At 52.7% G+C, this 16721-nt stretch carries 14 protein-coding genes; 10 read left to right on the forward strand and 4 right to left on the reverse strand.

Annotated elements, in window-relative coordinates; translation table 11 throughout:
- Positions 1–18: 18 nt before the first annotated feature.
- Entirely contained in the window at positions 19–1245 is a 1227-nt protein-coding gene (locus IE090_RS14195) for an EAL and HDOD domain-containing protein (protein ID WP_189389253.1), read from the reverse strand.
- A 100-nt stretch (positions 1246–1345) separates the two neighbouring features.
- On the opposite strand from IE090_RS14195, the gene IE090_RS14200 reads away from it, so the two are divergent.
- Together IE090_RS14200 and IE090_RS14205 are read left to right on the forward strand one after the other, a co-directional pair.
- On the forward strand, positions 1346–2311 hold the full coding sequence (locus IE090_RS14200; RefSeq protein WP_189389255.1) for a chemotaxis protein CheV: 966 nt from the start codon (positions 1346–1348) through the stop codon (positions 2309–2311).
- Positions 2312–2383: 72 nt separating this feature from the next.
- Positions 2384–3178 (forward strand): MOSC domain-containing protein, encoded by a 795-nt coding sequence (locus IE090_RS14205; RefSeq protein WP_189389259.1) that lies wholly within the window; start codon positions 2384–2386, stop codon positions 3176–3178.
- Here IE090_RS14205 and IE090_RS14210 read toward each other — a convergent pair.
- The 3 genes from IE090_RS14210 to gltA form a co-directional block, all read right to left on the reverse strand.
- Positions 3175–3750 carry a hypothetical protein gene (locus IE090_RS14210; RefSeq protein WP_189389263.1) on the reverse strand — a complete coding sequence of 192 codons (576 nt, stop codon included), beginning with the start codon at positions 3748–3750 and terminating at the stop codon, positions 3175–3177. The genes IE090_RS14205 and IE090_RS14210 overlap by 4 nt on opposite strands.
- A 72-nt stretch (positions 3751–3822) precedes the next feature.
- Positions 3823–4704 carry an NAD(P)-dependent oxidoreductase gene (locus IE090_RS14215; RefSeq protein WP_189389266.1) on the reverse strand — a complete coding sequence of 294 codons (882 nt, stop codon included), beginning with the start codon at positions 4702–4704 and terminating at the stop codon, positions 3823–3825.
- A 60-nt stretch (positions 4705–4764) separates the two neighbouring features.
- Positions 4765–6042: a citrate synthase gene (gltA, locus tag IE090_RS14220; RefSeq protein ID WP_189389269.1), complete on the reverse strand. Its 1278-nt coding sequence runs from the start codon at positions 6040–6042 to the stop codon at positions 4765–4767.
- A 359-nt stretch (positions 6043–6401) separates the two neighbouring features.
- Here gltA and sdhC point away from each other — a divergent pair, with 359 nt between their 5' ends.
- From sdhC to sucC, 8 genes are all read left to right on the forward strand, one after another.
- A complete protein-coding gene (gene sdhC, locus IE090_RS14225) occupies positions 6402–6776 on the forward strand; it encodes a succinate dehydrogenase, cytochrome b556 subunit (RefSeq protein WP_189389272.1) in 375 nt (124 codons plus the stop codon).
- Complete coding sequence (sdhD, locus tag IE090_RS14230) at positions 6770–7117, forward strand: succinate dehydrogenase, hydrophobic membrane anchor protein (protein WP_189389275.1); 348 nt, start codon at positions 6770–6772, stop codon at positions 7115–7117. The genes sdhC and sdhD overlap by 7 nt, the downstream gene beginning before the upstream one ends.
- 3 nt (positions 7118–7120) lie before the next feature.
- Positions 7121–8893 (forward strand): succinate dehydrogenase flavoprotein subunit, encoded by a 1773-nt coding sequence (sdhA, locus tag IE090_RS14235; RefSeq protein WP_189389278.1) that lies wholly within the window; start codon positions 7121–7123, stop codon positions 8891–8893.
- Between the two features lie 15 nt (positions 8894–8908).
- Entirely contained in the window at positions 8909–9619 is a 711-nt protein-coding gene (locus IE090_RS14240) for a succinate dehydrogenase iron-sulfur subunit (protein ID WP_189389280.1), read from the forward strand.
- Positions 9620–9886: 267 nt separating this feature from the next.
- Positions 9887–12724 carry a 2-oxoglutarate dehydrogenase E1 component gene (locus IE090_RS14245; protein ID WP_189389283.1) on the forward strand — a complete coding sequence of 946 codons (2838 nt, stop codon included), beginning with the start codon at positions 9887–9889 and terminating at the stop codon, positions 12722–12724.
- A 31-nt stretch (positions 12725–12755) separates the two neighbouring features.
- Positions 12756–13964 (forward strand): 2-oxoglutarate dehydrogenase complex dihydrolipoyllysine-residue succinyltransferase, encoded by a 1209-nt coding sequence (gene odhB, locus IE090_RS14250; protein ID WP_189389286.1) that lies wholly within the window; start codon positions 12756–12758, stop codon positions 13962–13964.
- Between the two features lie 20 nt (positions 13965–13984).
- Complete coding sequence (gene lpdA / locus IE090_RS14255; RefSeq protein ID WP_189389288.1) at positions 13985–15427, forward strand: dihydrolipoyl dehydrogenase; 1443 nt, start codon at positions 13985–13987, stop codon at positions 15425–15427.
- 127 nt (positions 15428–15554) lie between these two features.
- Positions 15555–16718, forward strand: a complete 1164-nt coding sequence (sucC, locus tag IE090_RS14260; RefSeq protein WP_189389427.1) for an ADP-forming succinate--CoA ligase subunit beta — start codon at positions 15555–15557, stop codon at positions 16716–16718.
- The last annotated feature ends 3 nt before the right edge of the window (positions 16719–16721 follow it).

The raw sequence follows: 16721 nt of genomic DNA on the forward strand, positions 1-16721 counted from the left end.
CCTCTTAAGTTCGGTGCCTTAGCCTAGCTGGGCAAACAGCTCGCGACTGTGGTCGATGGCTTGGCGATAATGGTCGTGCAAGTGCGTGCGGCTAAGCCCGAGCTGTTGCAACGCTGGCCAATCAATGGCGGGCCAGTGGTCGCGCTCGAGCAATTGCAGGGTTTGCAGCAGCAAGCCATAGCGGCCTTGTTGATGCAATAAGGCTTGAGTGAGCTCGTCGTCAAAGCGCAGGCGCTGACAAATATCGCTCATTGGTAGGTCGGTAAAGGCGTCCAGCAATGAAAACAGCCCCAGCGTGAAGGCTGTGTCGGTATCTAGGCCGGCATCGGCTGCTAGGTCTCTGCAGCAGTGAGCGCGCACCAAAGCTTGTTCGCGCAGGGCAAAAGGTTTGTCATCTAAGCGACCCAAAGCCAGGATATTGGCCCAAGCTCGAATGCGATCTAAGCCTGCCAACACCAATGCGTGCTTAATGGAAGAAATGGTGCTAACGCAGCCAACGGCGGCTGAGTTCACCAGCTGCAACAGTTTAAAACTCAACTGTGGCTCGCTGTGCAGCAGAGTCTCAACACTGGCCATGTCGACATCGGGCTGGTTCAACACTTGCAGCAACTGTAAAACGGCGACTTTGTTATCGGCCAAGCGTTTGCCATACAGAGGCTTAGGTCGGTCAAAAAAATAGCCTTGAAATAAGGTGTAGCCGGCTTCTAAGCAGAAACTGAACTCTTCATGATCTTCTACTTTTTCCGCCAGCCATATTTGCCCGTCTCGTTTGTGTTGGTTGAGTAAGGCGGCGCTGTCTTCTAGGTTGCGGCACAGGCGCAAGTCGACTTTGACGATGTCCGCCATGGAGAGCATGGCCAGCTGTTGCGGGCTGGCGCTGAAGTCGTCCAAGGCGATGCGATATCCGTAGCGTTTTAAACGCTGCAGTGCGTCAAGGTTTTGTGCGTTGGCCTGGGTATACTCGATGACTTCGGCCACTAGAGTGTCGGGGGCCAGTAGTGGCGGGTTTTGTAGCCAGTGCTCGGTAAAGTTGATATAGGCCGGTAAACCACCGGTTACTTGCTCGATGCCCAAGTCTTGAAATGCGCTGACCATCACATCACGCGTTGCTTGATCACCACATAATGACTGTGCCAGCTGGTCAAGAGGCGGCAGCGGACGATACAGCAGCTCGTACGCAACGACTTGCAAATGGGTATCTAAAATGGGCTGGCGGGCCAATAGAGGCGGCGGATCTTGATGCATGGTCTTACCGTCGTTGCTATGTGCTTATTGTAACGGCTTTCACAGGCGTTTTTGTGGCCTTTGTCTACACTTTAAAGAAAATCGCATTGCGGAGCACGGTATGAGTGGAGTTCTAAGCAGCGTTGACGCCCGCACCCAGTTGGTGGGGCAGAATCGCCTAGAGTTGCTGTTGTTTCATTTGGGCGGTACACAGCTGTTTGCCATCAATGTGTTCAAAGTCCAAGAAGTGATGCGCCTACCGACACTGACCAAAATGCCAGATCGTCACCCAGTCGTGCGCGGTGTAACGCATTTGCGCGGGCAAACGGTGCCGGTGGTGGATCTTCGTCATGCTATCCAGATGGGGCCGCTCAAAACTTCAGAAGATGAAGCCACCATTATTGTGACCGAATACAATATGACGGTGCAGGCCTTTCTGGTGGGGGGGGTGGACCGTATCGTTAATATGAACTGGAACGAGATTTTGCCACCTCCAGGTGGCTCAGGCCGTACTCACTATCTAACCGCCATTACAAGGATTGATGATCGCATCGTTGAGATTATTGATGTTGAAAAGGTGTTGGCAGAAATCGCGCCCTATGACCTGAACTTGTCTGAGGATCTGTATGACAGGGAACTGATGGAGCGCATCCGCGGTAAAGATATCCTGATTGTGGATGACTCCCATGTGGCGTTAGAGCAAATGAAACAAGTGTTGACCCCGATGGGGCTCAATATTGTTATTGCGAATAACGGCCTCGAAGCCTATCAAATGCTAATGCACTGGAAGGAGCAGGGGAAAGATATCCGCAACGATTTGGTGATGATTATCACCGACGCTGAAATGCCAGAGATGGACGGTTATATGCTCACCACAGAAATACGCCGAGATCCTGAGCTCAAAGATACCACCATTGTTTTGCACACCTCGTTGTCTGGCAGTTTTAACAAGGCCATGGTACAGAAGGTCGGCTGTGACGGCTTTTTGTCCAAGTTTGCTCCCGAGGCTATGACAGATGAAGTGCAGCGTTTAATTCGTGTTAAGCTCGGCATGGAGGCGCCCTCGGCTGCCGATCCAGTTCGATGATTCGCACATTGTCTTGCATTCGCGCAAAATAGCCGGCTTCGCCGGCTTTTTTGTGTTTATTAAGGATTCAGTATGGCCCGTATCGAGCGATTATTTATTTATCCAGTAAAATCGTGTGCGCCGGTAGAGGTTCAGAGCATGCAGCTGGACGCGCTGGGGCCAGTTGGTGACCGGCGTTTTATGCTGGTAAATGAGCAAGGGAAATTTCTTACTCAGCGTCAGTTGCCGGCCATGGCTCGCATTGAAGCGCAATGGTTCGGTGGAGAGTTGCAATTATCTTGGCCGGGGCAGTCGCGGTTTTCGGTATCAATGCGCGACGAACGCTGTGATGTTGAGGTTTGGGGTGATGTTGTTTCGGCGCGCTTAGCAGCGGATGACACTCACAGCGCTTTGAGCGATTTTTTGGGGCGTGCGTGCCGCTTGGTGCAAATGGACGAACAAAGTCAGCGTGCAGTTGCACAAGAATACGTAGGCTCGGTCGAGCGACAGGTTGGCTTTGCGGATGGCTTTCCGCTGTTGGTGGTGAATCAGGCCAGTGTCGATTTTCTCAGTGAGCGCTTAGGGCGTGAAATAGATGTGCGGCGTTTTCGCCCCAATGTTGTTATAAACGATCCGAATTTTAGCCCGTTGGAGGAAAATCAATGGCGCTCTTTAAGCATTGAGGGCGGCTCCATTGATTTGGTGAAATTGTGCACTCGCTGTGTTATTCCGACTCGGGATTTGACGACGTTAGAGCGAGAGGCGGATTTTCTGGATGTGCTTAAAAACGATTGTCGTGTCGATGGCAAAATTGTTTTTGGCCAGAACGGTTTGCATCGAAATATAACGAGCTTAAGCGTGGGTCAGGCGGCGACGGTAGTGCGTTAAAAAAACTCGATTTCGTCGCTGTTGTCGTCTGTGTGTGGTTTGGCGCCCTGTGTCTCGAAGTGATGGCGATATATCTGCAGGGCTTCGGCAATGGAGTGGCCAGATAAAATGTATTCATACATCAACCGTTCGGCCTCCATGGTGTAGTTGGACTTGATATCTTGTTGCAGCGCTTGCCAAGCTTGGCGTTGGTAGCGCTGTGTTGGGCTTGCGATTAAATGACCCATATGCTCCAAGCTATCGCTCACATGCTCCAAACGCTGGCATAGGCGATCATAAAACTGAAAGCTAACCACAGACTGCCCGATGCTGGCTTGAATGTGCTCGGCCAGTTCACGCACTGATGGGTGTTGCTGGCTATCTGATAAGGCTAGGAGCTGTTGGGTGCTGTCGGCGATGCTGCTGAATTGTTGGGTGAGCTGATTGATGCTGTCGCTGCTTTCATGCAATGAGGTGTCGATTTGGCTGACCGCCAATGCCAGCAGTGTCAGTGTTTCACTGATCTGGCTCCAATCCGGTTGTTCGTTGTCGCTGGACGGGGCGGATAAACTGCGGCGGTCAGGCTTGGTCATATGAATATCCTTTCGCTGAATACCAAGCCTAGACCAGGCTCCTCAAGGCAGCCAGAAGCGACTGCGGTCAAGTTACGATGATGGATTAAGCTGCTGCAGGCGGTACAGCAAGGCGGACGTATCGCTGCGGCCTTGGCCCAGTGCCTGCAGCTCGGCATAGAACTGATCAACCAGCGCCGTCACAGGTAAGCTGATGCCGCTTTGGCGAGCTTCGTCCAAGCAAATGCCCAAGTCTTTTCGCATCCAGTCAACGGCAAAGCCGTGGTTGTACTCGCCTTGGCTCATGGTTTGATGGCGATTTTCCATTTGCCAGCTCCCCGCAGCCCCTTGGCTGATGACGCTGACGACTTTGGCAATGTCCAGGTTTTGTGCTTGTGCCATGAGCAGGCCTTCCGCTAAACCTTGCACCAGACCTGCAATGCAAATTTGATTAACCATCTTGGTGGCTTGGCCGGCACCGGCATTGCCTAATCGTTCAATGGCCTTGGTGTAGGGGGCGGTGAGGCTTTTTAATGTATCGAAATGCTTTTCATCACAGCCGACCATGAGGCTCAGTTGGCCTTGGATGGCGCCTTGCTCACCACCTGACACAGGTGCGTCAGCAAAAATCAGCTGGTGCGTCTGGCAGTAGCTGTGCATTTCTTGGGCGAGCGAGCTGGAGGTGGTGGTGTGGTCGATGATGAGGGTGCCGGGTTTTAAGTGAGTAGCGATGCCACCTTCAGCACTGATCAGTTCGCGCACATCGCTGTCACGACCAACGCACAGCAGTACCGCGTCGGCATCTTTGGCTGCTTCAGCAATGGACTCACAGGCTTGGCCGCTGTGGTTGTCTGCCCATTGCAAAGCTTTGCTGTGGGTTCGATTCCAAACGCGCACTGTGTGCCCAGCGTTGGCAAGGTGTCCGGCCATGGGGTAGCCCATGGTGCCTAAGCCAATAAAACATAGTTTGGCCATGTGTCATCCTTTTTAGGAGGGTCGGGAATGAAAAAAAGCCGCTCAGTGAGCGGCTTTTAATTAGGCTGGGTAGTCGCGCTTGTCGTAGCCTGTGTACAGTTGGCGCGGACGGCCAATGCGGTAGCCTTCGCTGATCATCTCATTCCAGTGAGCAATCCAGCCTGGCGTGCGGCCGGTAGCAAAGATCACGGTGAACATTTCCGTTGGAATGCCGATGGCTTTCAAGATGATGCCAGAGTAGAAGTCAACGTTAGGGTACAAACCGCGCTTAACGAAGTATTCATCTTCAGTGGCGATTTTTTCCAGTTTCATGGCAATTTTCAGCAGCGGGTCATTTTCCATGCCCAGCTCTGCCAGTACTTCATCGCAGGTTTGCTTCATGACCTTGGCGCGCGGATCGAAGTTTTTGTAAACCCGGTGGCCAAAGCCCATTAAGCGGAAAGGATCGTCTTTGTCTTTTGCTTTGGCAATGAAAGTATCGATGTTGGACTCGTCACCGATTTCATTCAGCATGTTCAGCACAGCTTCGTTGGCACCGCCGTGAGCTGGGCCCCACAGAGCGGCAATACCGGAAGCAATACAAGCAAATGGGTTGGCGCCAGTAGAACCTGCCAGACGCACGGTCGATGTCGAGGCGTTTTGCTCGTGGTCAGCGTGCAGTAGGAAGATCCGGTCCATAGCCTTAGCCAACACTGGGCTGATTTCTTTTTCTTCACACGGTGTGTTGAACATCATGTGCAGGAAGTTTTCTGAGTAGCTCAGCTCATTGCGCGGGTACATGAACGGCTGGCCAATGCTGTATTTGTACACCATGGCCGCTAGAGTCGGCATTTTTGCGATTAAGCGATGAGCCGACACCAGGCGATGATGCTCATCATGAATATCCAGTGAGTCATGGTAGAAAGCTGATAAGGCACCCACTACGCCGCACATAACGGCCATGGGGTGAGCGTCGCGGCGAAAACCATTAAAGAAGTGGCTTAACTGCTCGTGCACCATGGTGTGGTTCTTGATGGTGCTGACGAAGGTGCTCTTTTGCTCGTCGGATGGCAGTTCGCCATGCAGCAGCAAGTAGCAGGTCTCTAAGTAGTCAGAGTGTTCCGCCAGTTGTTCAATCGGGTAGCCGCGGTGCAGCAGGACGCCAGCGGCGCCATCGATGTAAGTGATTTTTGACTCGGTCGCTGCGGTAGAGACAAAGCCAGGGTCGTAAGTAAACAGGCCTTTTCCAGTCAGACTGCGAACGTCGACGACATCGGGGCCTACGGTGCCTTCGTAAACGGGAAGTTCCAGTGCCTCGTCGACGCCATCGACCTTCAGAGTTGCTTTCTTGTCAGCCATAATACGGCCTCCTGCTGTTATCGTTTTATCCCTGAAAAACAGGGTGTGACCTAAATTTGAGGGGCCAACTATATGTGCTGTTCCTCGTTTGTCAATTACCAGGGGGTTGGGCTAGCGCTGCGGGTTTGCTCCAGTATAGTAGCCTCTCGACAACTGTCAGCGGCTGTAAAGATGGCCTGCCCACGGGCTTTGCCGGTAACTGCCGAAGGTGTTGTCGATTGTAAAACTAGCCTCTGGTGACTATAATTTGTCGCAACCTAAAACTTGTGCAAGACTTATACAAGGTTGGGTTGAATTCTTGAGCCTGAGCTACCCGGCGGAAAATTGTCAGGGTTGCCAATAAGAGAGTGTTTAGAGCCGTGAATAGCAATAGACCAGTAAATCTAGATCTGACTACCATTCAGCTCCCGCTACCGGCCAAGGCTTCCATTTTGCACCGTATTTCAGGCGTGATCCTGTTTGTCGCTGTTGCATTTATGCTGGCTGCTTTGTCCATGTCGCTCGAATCTGAATCCAGTTTCGCAGACTTTAAAGCGGCCTTTGATAATGGCCTTGTCAAATTTATTACCTGGGGCATTTTGTCCGCCCTTGGTTATCACTTTATTGCCGGTGTTAAACACCTGGTAATGGACATGGGTATCGGAGAAACCAAAGAAGGCGGTCGCACCGGCGCCATCATTACCCTAGTAGGGGGTGTCATCATGATCGTTCTTGCAGGAGTGTGGGTATGGTAGCAAGTGTTACGAACTTAGGCCGTAGCGGCCTGTATGACTGGGTGATTCAGCGTCTGTCAGCCGTTGTGTTAGCTCTTTACACTCTGTTCATGCTCGGTTTTTTGATCGCATCGCCGGATTTGCAGTATGCGCAATGGCAAGGCTTGTTCGCGCAAACTTGGATGAAAGTGTTCTCTTTGGCCGCCCTTATCTCACTGTGTGCCCACGCTTGGGTAGGCATGTGGACTGTCTCAACCGATTACCTCAAAGCCGCCGGTATGCGGTTTGCGTTCCAGTTTGTGTGTGCAGGTTTTCTGTTCACCTACCTGGTTTGGGGTATCGATATTCTTTGGGGTGTGTAAGTTATGGCTAAAATCCGAACTATGTCTTTTGACGCCATCGTAATCGGTGGCGGTGGTGCTGGCATGCGTGCTGCGCTGCAATTGACCGAAGCAGGCATCAAGACCGCTTGTATTACTAAAGTTTTTCCAACGCGCTCTCACACTGTGTCTGCCCAAGGCGGCATTACCTGTGCGATTGCGTCTGCTGACCCCAATGACGATTGGCGCTGGCACATGTACGACACCGTTAAAGGGTCAGACTACATCGGCGACCAAGATGCCATTGAATATATGTGTTCCGTTGGTCCGCAAGCGGTATTTGAGCTTGAGCACATGGGGCTGCCGTTCTCGCGCACTGAAGAAGGTCGTATTTATCAGCGTCCGTTCGGCGGTCAGTCGAAAGGTCCAGATAACCCAACTCAGGCGGCGCGTACGTGTGCTGCGGCGGACCGTACCGGTCACGCGCTGTTGCACGCGCTTTACCAAGGCAACCTGAAAGGCGGCACTACCTTCTTGAATGAGTGGTACGCAGTCGACTTGGTGAAGAATGCCAAGGGTCAGATTGCGGGTGTGATCGCCATTGATATCGAGTCGGGCGAGACGGTTTACGTCAAAGCCAAAGCGACCGTGCTGGCGACCGGTGGTGCAGGACGCATTTATCAGTCGACCACCAATGCACTGATCAACACAGGTGACGGTGTCGGTATGGCGCTGCGTGCAGGTGTGCCGATGCAAGACATGGAAATGTGGCAGTTCCACCCAACGGGTATTGCCGGTGCCGGTGTTCTGGTAACAGAAGGCTGTCGCGGTGAGGGTGGCTATCTGATCAACAAAGATGGCGAGCGCTTTATGGAGCGCTATGCACCGAATGCCAAAGACTTGGCAGGGCGTGATGTGGTAGCCCGCTCCATGGTTATGGAAATTCTGGAAGGTCGCGGCTGTGGTGAAAACGGTGATCACGTCTTCCTGAAGTTGGATCACTTGGGTGAAGAAACGCTGAACGCCAAGTTGCCGGGTATTCTGGAGCTGTCGCGTACCTTTGCTCACGCTGATCCAGTTAAAGAGCCGATTCCCGTAGTACCTACGTGTCATTACATGATGGGCGGTATTCCTACTAATATCGGTGGCCAAGCCTTGACCCAAGATGAAAACGGTAACGACGTTGTGGTTGAAGGCCTGTATGCGGCTGGTGAGATCGCTTGTGTGTCTGTGCATGGTGCCAACCGCTTGGGTGGTAACTCGCTGCTGGATCTGGTGGTGTTTGGTCGTTCTGTGGGTTTGCAGGTGGAACAAAACTTCCGTGACGGTTTCGAAAGTGAAGCGGCCAGTGAAGAAGACATCGAGCGCGCCATGGCGCGTCTGAATCGTCTGAATAACTCCACGACTGGCGAGAAGGTAGCAGACGTTCGTGCGGACCTGCAAAAAACCATGCAGCTGTACTTTGGCGTATTCCGCGAAGGCGAAAGCATGGAAAAAGGCCTTAAGCTGCTGGATGAAATCGGCGAGCGCGTGAAAAACACCGTATTGGATGATAAGAGCGCAGCATTCAATACCGCGCGTATAGAAGCCTTGGAGCTCGATAACCTGTTTGAAACGGCGTACTCAACGGCAGTAGCTGCCACAGAGCGGAAAGAATCACGCGGCGCTCATGCGCGTAACGACTTTACCGAGCGGGATGACGAGAATTGGTTGTGCCACTCTCTGTACTTCCCACAGACCAAGTCGATCGGTAAACGTGCGGTGAACTTCGCACCGAAGACGGTGGAAGCCTTCCCGCCGAAAGTACGTACATATTAATCGGGGAGTGATCACATGTTAGTAAGTATATATCGCTATAACCCGGAGACCGATGAAGCGCCGATAATGCGCGACTATGAAATCGATATTCCGGGTAACCGTGACGTCATGGTGCTGGATGTTTTGGCCATGGTGAAAGAGCAAGACTCGAGCTTGGCTTATCGCCGTTCCTGCCGTGAGGGCGTGTGTGGCTCTGATGGTATGAACATCAATGGTAAAAACGGCTTGGCTTGCATTACCCCGATTTCTGAGGCGACCAATGGTAAGATGGACAAGCTGGTGCTGCGTCCATTGCCAGGTATGCCGGTGATTCGTGATTTGGTGATCGATATGAGCTTGTTCTACAAGCAATACGAGAAGATCAAGCCATACTTGCGTAACGATACACCGGCCCCTGCCATTGAGCGTCTGCAATCGCCGGAAGAACGCGAGAAGCTGGATGGCCTGTACGAGTGTATTCTGTGTGCATGCTGCTCAACTTCATGCCCATCGTTCTGGTGGAATCCGGATAAGTTCGTCGGTCCGGCAGGCTTGTTGCAAGCCTACCGTTTCCTGGCGGACAGCCGTGATACCACCACAGCAGAGCGTTTGGCGGAGCTGAGTGACCCATTCAGCGTCTTCCGTTGTCGTGGTATTATGAACTGTGTCAACGTTTGCCCTAAAGGTCTAAACCCGACTCGGGCAATTGGCCACATCCGTAACATGTTGTTATCACAGCAGGTATAATCGGGTCGTGTTGTCGTCATCCGGCGGCATTAGACATAAGTGGGCTGGACACACAGGCCACTTATGTTGACAATTTTTCAAGAATGGCGCTTATAATGCGCCATTTTTACTAAGCTAGTCCTTAATTTGAGGGGGCGGAAACAGCCGCTTCGCCTCAGAGGAAACGCGACCTGACCGGTTGACCCTCTACCATGCCTTGCATTAGAGCTGGTGCGTGCACTCTGTGGTGTTCCCCTCGCAGTCACAATGATCAGGGTGTCATACACAATGCACGAGCAGACAATGGAGCAACTTTGGAGCACCTCGCAATTAGCGGGTGGCAACGTTGCTTACGTGGAAGAGCTCTTCGAGATCTACCTCAAAGATCCCAACGAGGTGCCCGAAGAATGGCGTAACTACTTTGACCAGCTTCCCCGTGTCGATGACAACGCCACCGTCGACATTCCCCACAAACCGATCCGTGAACAATTTCTGTTACTTTCCAAAAATCAGCATCGGGCGCGTCCTGCGTCGGCTGCCAGTGTGAGTTCAGAACATGAGCGCAAGCAGGTTCAGGTACTGCAGCTCATTAATGCCTATCGCGGTCGCGGCCACCAGCACGCCAAGTTAGATCCTTTGGGTCTGATGCAGCGAGAAAATGTCCCAGACCTGGATTTGGGGTTCCACGGCTTGTCTGCAGCCGATATGGATACTCTGTTCCAGACCGGCTCTCTGTTCATTGGTAATGACGAAGCCAAGTTAAAGGACATCGTTGACTCACTCGAGGCCACCTATTGTGATAGCGTCGGTGCTGAGTACATGCACATTGTCAATACGGCTGAGCAGCGTTGGTTCCAGCAGCGCCTAGAAAGCGTGCGCTCGCATCCTAAATATGGCGAAGAAGTGAAACTGCACTTGCTTGAGCGACTGACTGCCGCTGAAGGACTGGAAAAATATTTAGGCTCGCGTTATCCCGGTGTGAAGCGCTTTGGCTTAGAAGGTGGCGAAAGCTTTATCCCACTGATGGATGAGCTGATCCAGCGCAGTGGCTCTTATGGCGCTAAAGAAATCGTCATTGGTATGGCTCACCGTGGTCGCCTTAATACCCTGATCAATATATTGGGCAAGAAAACATCGGACCTGTTCGACGAGTTTGATGGTAAAGCGGAATATCACAGTCATGGTGACGTGAAGTATCACCAAGGCTTTTCTTCCAATGTGATGACGCCGGGCGGTGAAGTGCACTTGGCACTGGCGTTTAACCCATCGCACTTGGAGATTGTGTCACCTGTTGTTGAGGGTTCCGTGCGGGCGCGCCAGGATCGTCGTGAAGATCGACAGGGTGATAAAGTCGTGCCTGTATTGATTCATGGTGATGCGGCGTTTGCGGGTCAGGGCGTGGTCATGGAGACCTTCCAGCTATCTCAGACACGTGCCTACAAAACCGGTGGCACGATTCATATCGTGATCAATAACCAAGTTGGCTTTACCACCTCTAAGCGCGAAGACGTGCGTTCGACCGAATATTGCACCGACGTTGCCAAAATCGTTGAAGCGCCAATTTTGCACGTGAACGGCGATGATCCTGAAGCCGTGCTGTTTGTGACGCAGTTGGCAGTAGATTATCGCAACGAGTTCAAGAAAGACGTTGTCATTGATTTGGTGTGCTACCGCCGTCGTGGCCACAACGAGGCCGACGAGCCGTCCGGTACACAGCCGTTGATGTACAGCAAGATCAAGACTCAGAAGACGACTCGTGATCTGTATGCCAATCGTTTGATTGAACAAGGCGTACTGGATGCTGCTAAATCAAAAGAGCTGGAAGAAGACTATCGTACGGCATTAGATAACGGCGAGCATGTCGCCCGTGCCTTGGTGAAAGAGCCGAACGAGGCCCTGTTTGTCGACTGGAAACCTTACGTTGGTCACAAGTGGACAGCCGATGCTGACACCTCCTTCGATTTGAAAACCCTGCAAGAGCTGTCCAGCAAGCTGTTGGAAGTACCGGAAGGTTTCTCTGTGCAGCGCCAGGTCAATAAAATCCTAGAAGATCGCCGCAAGATGACTGCCGGTGCTTTGCCGATTAACTGGGGTTTTGCTGAAACCATGGCCTATGCCACCCTTATTCACGAAGGTCACCCTGTGCGTATCACGGGTCAAGATGTGGGGCGTGGTACTTTCTCGCACCGTCATGCGGTTTTGCACAACCAAAAAGACGGTAATAGTTACGTGCCGCTAGCCAATATTGCGGATGGTCAGGCGCGGTTCAGCCTGTACGATTCGCTGCTGTCAGAAGAGGCCGTTTTGGGCTTCGAATATGGCTACGCGACCACTATGCCAACGGCGCTGGTGGTATGGGAGGCACAGTTCGGCGACTTTGCGAATGGTGCACAGGTGGTGTTCGACCAGTTCATCTCCAGTGGTGAGCACAAATGGGGCCGCTTATGCGGTTTGACCATGCTGTTGCCTCACGGTTATGAAGGTCAGGGTCCAGAGCATTCCTCGGCACGTTTAGAACGCTACTTACAGTTGTGTGCTGAGCACAATGTACAGATCTGTGTGCCATCGACCCCAGCACAGGTGTATCACATGCTGCGCCGTCAGGTGATTCGACCGCTGCGCAAGCCACTGGTGGTCATGTCGCCGAAAAGCTTGCTGCGTCATAAGCTGGCGACCAGCACGCTAGAAGAGCTCGCTCATGGCAAGTTCCAGACCGTCATTGATGAAATTGATGAACTGGATAAAAACAAAGTTAAGCGCGTGTTGATGTGTGCCGGTAAGGTCTACTACGACTTACTGGAGCGTCGCCGCAGCGAAGAAATAGACGATGTGGCCATTGTTCGCATTGAACAGTTGTACCCATTCCCAGCTGCAGATTTAACGCGTGTGCTGTCGCAGTACGAAAATGCCGAAGAGGTGTTCTGGGTGCAAGAAGAGCCGATGAACATGGGTGCTTGGTACAGCAGTCAGCATCACATGCGTCGTGTGTTGTCGTCGATCAACGACGGCATTCACTTGCAGTACGCTGGGCGTAAAGCATCGGCATCGCCGGCGGCAGGCTACATGGCACTGCACCTTGAACAGCAAGAATCATTGATCCGTGACGCTCTGGGGCTTCAGGGCTAGGCAAACGCAGAATACGAAGGAAAAACTCTAAATGAGCATCGAAATTAAAGCACCCACCTTTCCTGAGTCCGTCGCTGACGGCACCGTCGCAACCTGGCACAAGCAACCGGGTGAAGCGGTCGCCCGTGATGAACTGCTGGTTGATATTGAAACGGATAAAGTCGTGTTGGAGGTTGTCGCTCCAGCGGACGGCACCATGAAGGATATCCTCAAGCAAGAAGGTGATGTGGTACTGAGCGACGAAGTCCTAGGTATCTTTGTTGAGGGTGCGGTAGCAGAGGCTGCTCCGGCAGCAGAAGCAACGCCCGCGGCAGCCGAAGCAGAAGAAGCACCAGCGGCTGCTGGTGACATCATCCTGAGCCCTGCGGCACGTAAGCTGGCAGATGAGAAGGGCATTAACCCATCTGATATCAAGGCGACTGGCAAAGACGGCCGTGTCACCAAAGAAGATGTGTTGAACCACCTGAAATCTGCGCCTAAATCTGCACCCGCTGCTGCGCCTGCGCCAGCTGCTGCAGCGCCGGCTGTGCCAGCAGGTGAGCGCGTTGAAAAGCGCGTACCTATGACGCGCCTGCGTGCCACCATCGCTAAACGTCTGGTGGACGCTCAGCAAAATGCCGCCATGTTGACCACGTACAACGAAGTCAACATGAAGCCGGTCATGGAGCTGCGCAAGAAGTACAAAGACCAGTTTGAAAAAGCGCACGGCGTGAAACTGGGCTTTATGTCTTTCTTTGTTAAAGCAGCCACTGAAGCGCTGAAACGCTTCCCAGCAGTGAATGCTTCCATCGACGGTAACGACATGGTGTATCACGGTTACCAAGATGTTGGCGTGGCGGTATCTACCGATCGTGGCTTGGTCGTGCCAGTATTGCGCGACTGTGACAGCATGGGCTTGGCTGAAATTGAAAGCACCATTGGCGACTTTGCCAAACGCGGCCGTGAAGGCAAGCTGGGCATCGAGGATATGCAGGGCGGTACCTTTACCATCACTAATGGCGGTATTTTCGGCTCGCTGATGTCAACGCCAATCCTGAATCCACCGCAAACCGCCATTCTGGGTATGCATAAAATTCAGGAACGCCCGATGGCGGTGAACGGTCAGGTAGAAATTTTGCCGATGATGTACCTCGCAGTGTCATATGACCACCGCATGATTGATGGTAAAGAAGCAGTACAGTTCTTGGTGACCATCAAAGACCTGTTGGAAGACCCAGCTCGCCTGCTGTTGGACATTTAATTTAGAGTTAAGGATTTGAGATGAGCAAAAAGTTTGATGTGGTTGTTATCGGCGGTGGCCCTGCCGGTTACGTCGCTGCCATCCGTTGCGCCCAGTTGGGTCTGAACACCGCGTGTATCGACAAGTGGTTGGACAAAGACGGTAAAGGCGTTTTTGGTGGCACCTGTCTGAACGTTGGCTGTATTCCATCCAAGGCTCTGCTGGACAGCTCGCACAAGTACGAAGAAGCCAAAGAGAAGTTCTCTTTGCATGGCATCAGCGTCGGCGACGTCAGCATGAACGTTGGCGATATGCTCAAGCGCAAAGAGCAAATCGTTAAGAACCTGACCATGGGTGTGGCGACTCTGTTCAAAGCCAATGGTGTCACGCCATTGGAAGGTACGGGCAAAATCTTGGCCGGTAAAAAGGTTGAGTTCACGGCTCACTCTGGCACCACTGAGGTGTTGGAAGCAGAAAACGTGATCATTGCCACCGGTTCTGTGCCGGTGAACATTCCACCAGCGCCACTGACTGATGACATCATCGTTGACTCTACCGGTGCGCTGGAATTCACCGAAGTGCCTAAGCGCTTGGGTGTGATCGGTGCCGGTGTGATTGGTCTGGAGCTGGGCAGCGTGTGGGGTCGTTTGGGCTCTGAAGTTGTCGTTCTGGAAGCGCAGGACAACTTCCTGCATCTGGTTGACCAAACTGTCGCTAAAGAAGCGAAAAAACTCTTCACCAAGCAGGGTATGGACATTCGTACCGGTGCGCGTGTGACCGGCTCTGAAGTAAAAGATGGTCAAGTCACTGTGACTTTCCAAGATGCCGAAGGCGAAAAATCAGAAGTCTTCGACAAGCTGATCGTCGCTGTGGGTCGTCGCCCATATACGGAAGGCCTGTTTGCTGGTGATTCTGGCATTGAGCTGGACGAGCGTGGCTTTATTCATGTCGACGAAACCTGTAAGACCGACGCGCCAGGCGTTTGGGCTATTGGTGACGTGGTGCGTGGCCCGATGCTGGCGCACAAAGCTTCAGAAGAAGGCGTGATGGTGGCGGAGCGCATCGCTGGCCACAAAGCGCAACTGAACTACGATGTGATTCCATCCGTGATTTACACCCATCCGGAAATTGCTTGGGTGGGTAAAACGGAAGAAGAGCTGAAAGCTGCTGGTGAGTCGTATAACGTGGGCATGTTCCCATTTGCGGCCAACGGTCGTGCCATGGCAGCCGCAGATACCGATGGTTTTGTGAAAATCATCGCCGATGCTGAAACCGACCGTATCTTAGGTGCCAGTGTTATTGGCCCAAGTGCGGGTGACTTGTGTCAGCAGGTCGTAGTGGCGATGGAGTTTGGCTCCAGTGCTGAAGATCTGGGCATGATGGTGTTCTCACACCCAACGGTTTCAGAAGCCGTGCACGAGGCTGCGTTGGCAGTCAATAACGCGGCGATTCACAAAGCGAATCGTCGCCCGAAGAAGAAGTAAGGCACTGGCCCGGATAACCGGGCCTTGTTTTATAGCTGAACCGACCGCCGCTATCCGGCGGTTGTTCGGTTGTTCAGCATCACAAACGTCGGGTACTCCGACAAAACTGATAGACAGGACGAAAGCGATGAACCTTCACGAATATCAGGGTAAGCAGCTTTTCGCTCAGTATGGTCTGCCTGTGTCAAAAGGTGTGGCAGCCCAAACTGCAGACGAAGCTGTAGCAGCAGCCGATGAAATCGGCGGCGACAAGTGGGTCGTAAAAGCACAAGTACACGCCGGTGGCCGCGGTAAAGCGGGTGGCGTGAAGCTGGTTTCCAGCAAAGAAGAGATCAAAGAATTCGCTGAAAAGTGGCTGGGTCAAAACCTGGTGACTTATCAGACTGACGAAAACGGTCAGCCTGTCAGCCGTATTCTGGTAGAAAGCTGCACCGATATCGCTAACGAACTGTACTTGGGCGCGGTAGTTGACCGCTCAACTCGTCGCGTTGTTTTCATGGCATCAACGGAAGGTGGTGTTGAGATCGAAAAAGTGGCGGAAGAAACGCCAGAAAAGATCCTCAAAGCAATCATCGACCCGCTGACGGGCGCGCAGCCTTACCAAGGCCGTGAGCTGGCGTTTAAGCTGGGTCTGCAAGGCGATCAAATCAAGCAGTTCACCAAGATCTTTATGGGTTTGGCGCAGTTGTTTGTTGAAAAAGACCTGGCGCTGATCGAAGTGAACCCGCTGGTGATCAAAGAAGACGGTGATCTGCACTGCTTGGACGCCAAATTGGGCGTTGATGGCAATGCGTTGTACCGCCATAAAGACCTGCAAGAAATGAACGATCCTTCGCAAGAAGATGCGCGTGAAGCCGAAGCGGCGGAATGGGATCTGAACTACGTCGCGCTGGATGGCAACATTGGCTGTATGGTCAACGGTGCTGGTCTGGCGATGGGCACCATGGACATGGTTGCTCTGCACGGCGGCTTCCCTGCTAACTTCCTGGACGTTGGTGGCGGTGCGACCAAAGAGCGCGTTGCGCACGCGTTCAAATTGATCCTGTCAGACGACAAAGTGAAGGCAGTATTGGTGAACATCTTCGGTGGTATCGTGCGTTGTGACATGATCGCTGAAGGCATCATCGGTGCCGTAAAAGAAGTCGGCGTGAACGTTCCTGTGGTGGTTCGTCTGGAAGGCACCAATGCCGATCTGGGCAAAAAAGTTCTGGATGAGTCAGGTCTCGACATCATCGCGGCACAAAGTTTAACAGACGCTGCAGTTCAAGCAGTTAAGGCAGCGGGGAACTAAGAC

Source organism: Bacterioplanes sanyensis, from assembly GCF_014652515.1.
Classification (GTDB): domain Bacteria; phylum Pseudomonadota; class Gammaproteobacteria; order Pseudomonadales; family Oceanobacteraceae; genus Bacterioplanes; species Bacterioplanes sanyensis.

Coding starts and splice junctions, on each gene's coding strand:
- IE090_RS14195 (WP_189389253.1), bottom strand. CDS start 1,245: ATGCATCAAGATCCGCCGCCTCTATTGGCCCGCCAGCCCATTTTAGAT.
- IE090_RS14200 (WP_189389255.1), top strand. CDS start 1,346: ATGAGTGGAGTTCTAAGCAGCGTTGACGCCCGCACCCAGTTGGTGGGG.
- IE090_RS14205 (WP_189389259.1), top strand. CDS start 2,384: ATGGCCCGTATCGAGCGATTATTTATTTATCCAGTAAAATCGTGTGCG.
- IE090_RS14210 (WP_189389263.1), bottom strand. CDS start 3,750: ATGACCAAGCCTGACCGCCGCAGTTTATCCGCCCCGTCCAGCGACAAC.
- IE090_RS14215 (WP_189389266.1), bottom strand. CDS start 4,704: ATGGCCAAACTATGTTTTATTGGCTTAGGCACCATGGGCTACCCCATG.
- gltA (WP_189389269.1), bottom strand. CDS start 6,042: ATGGCTGACAAGAAAGCAACTCTGAAGGTCGATGGCGTCGACGAGGCA.
- sdhD (WP_189389275.1), top strand. CDS start 6,770: ATGGTAGCAAGTGTTACGAACTTAGGCCGTAGCGGCCTGTATGACTGG.
- sdhA (WP_189389278.1), top strand. CDS start 7,121: ATGGCTAAAATCCGAACTATGTCTTTTGACGCCATCGTAATCGGTGGC.
- IE090_RS14240 (WP_189389280.1), top strand. CDS start 8,909: ATGTTAGTAAGTATATATCGCTATAACCCGGAGACCGATGAAGCGCCG.
- IE090_RS14245 (WP_189389283.1), top strand. CDS start 9,887: ATGCACGAGCAGACAATGGAGCAACTTTGGAGCACCTCGCAATTAGCG.
- odhB (WP_189389286.1), top strand. CDS start 12,756: ATGAGCATCGAAATTAAAGCACCCACCTTTCCTGAGTCCGTCGCTGAC.
- lpdA (WP_189389288.1), top strand. CDS start 13,985: ATGAGCAAAAAGTTTGATGTGGTTGTTATCGGCGGTGGCCCTGCCGGT.
- sucC (WP_189389427.1), top strand. CDS start 15,555: ATGAACCTTCACGAATATCAGGGTAAGCAGCTTTTCGCTCAGTATGGT.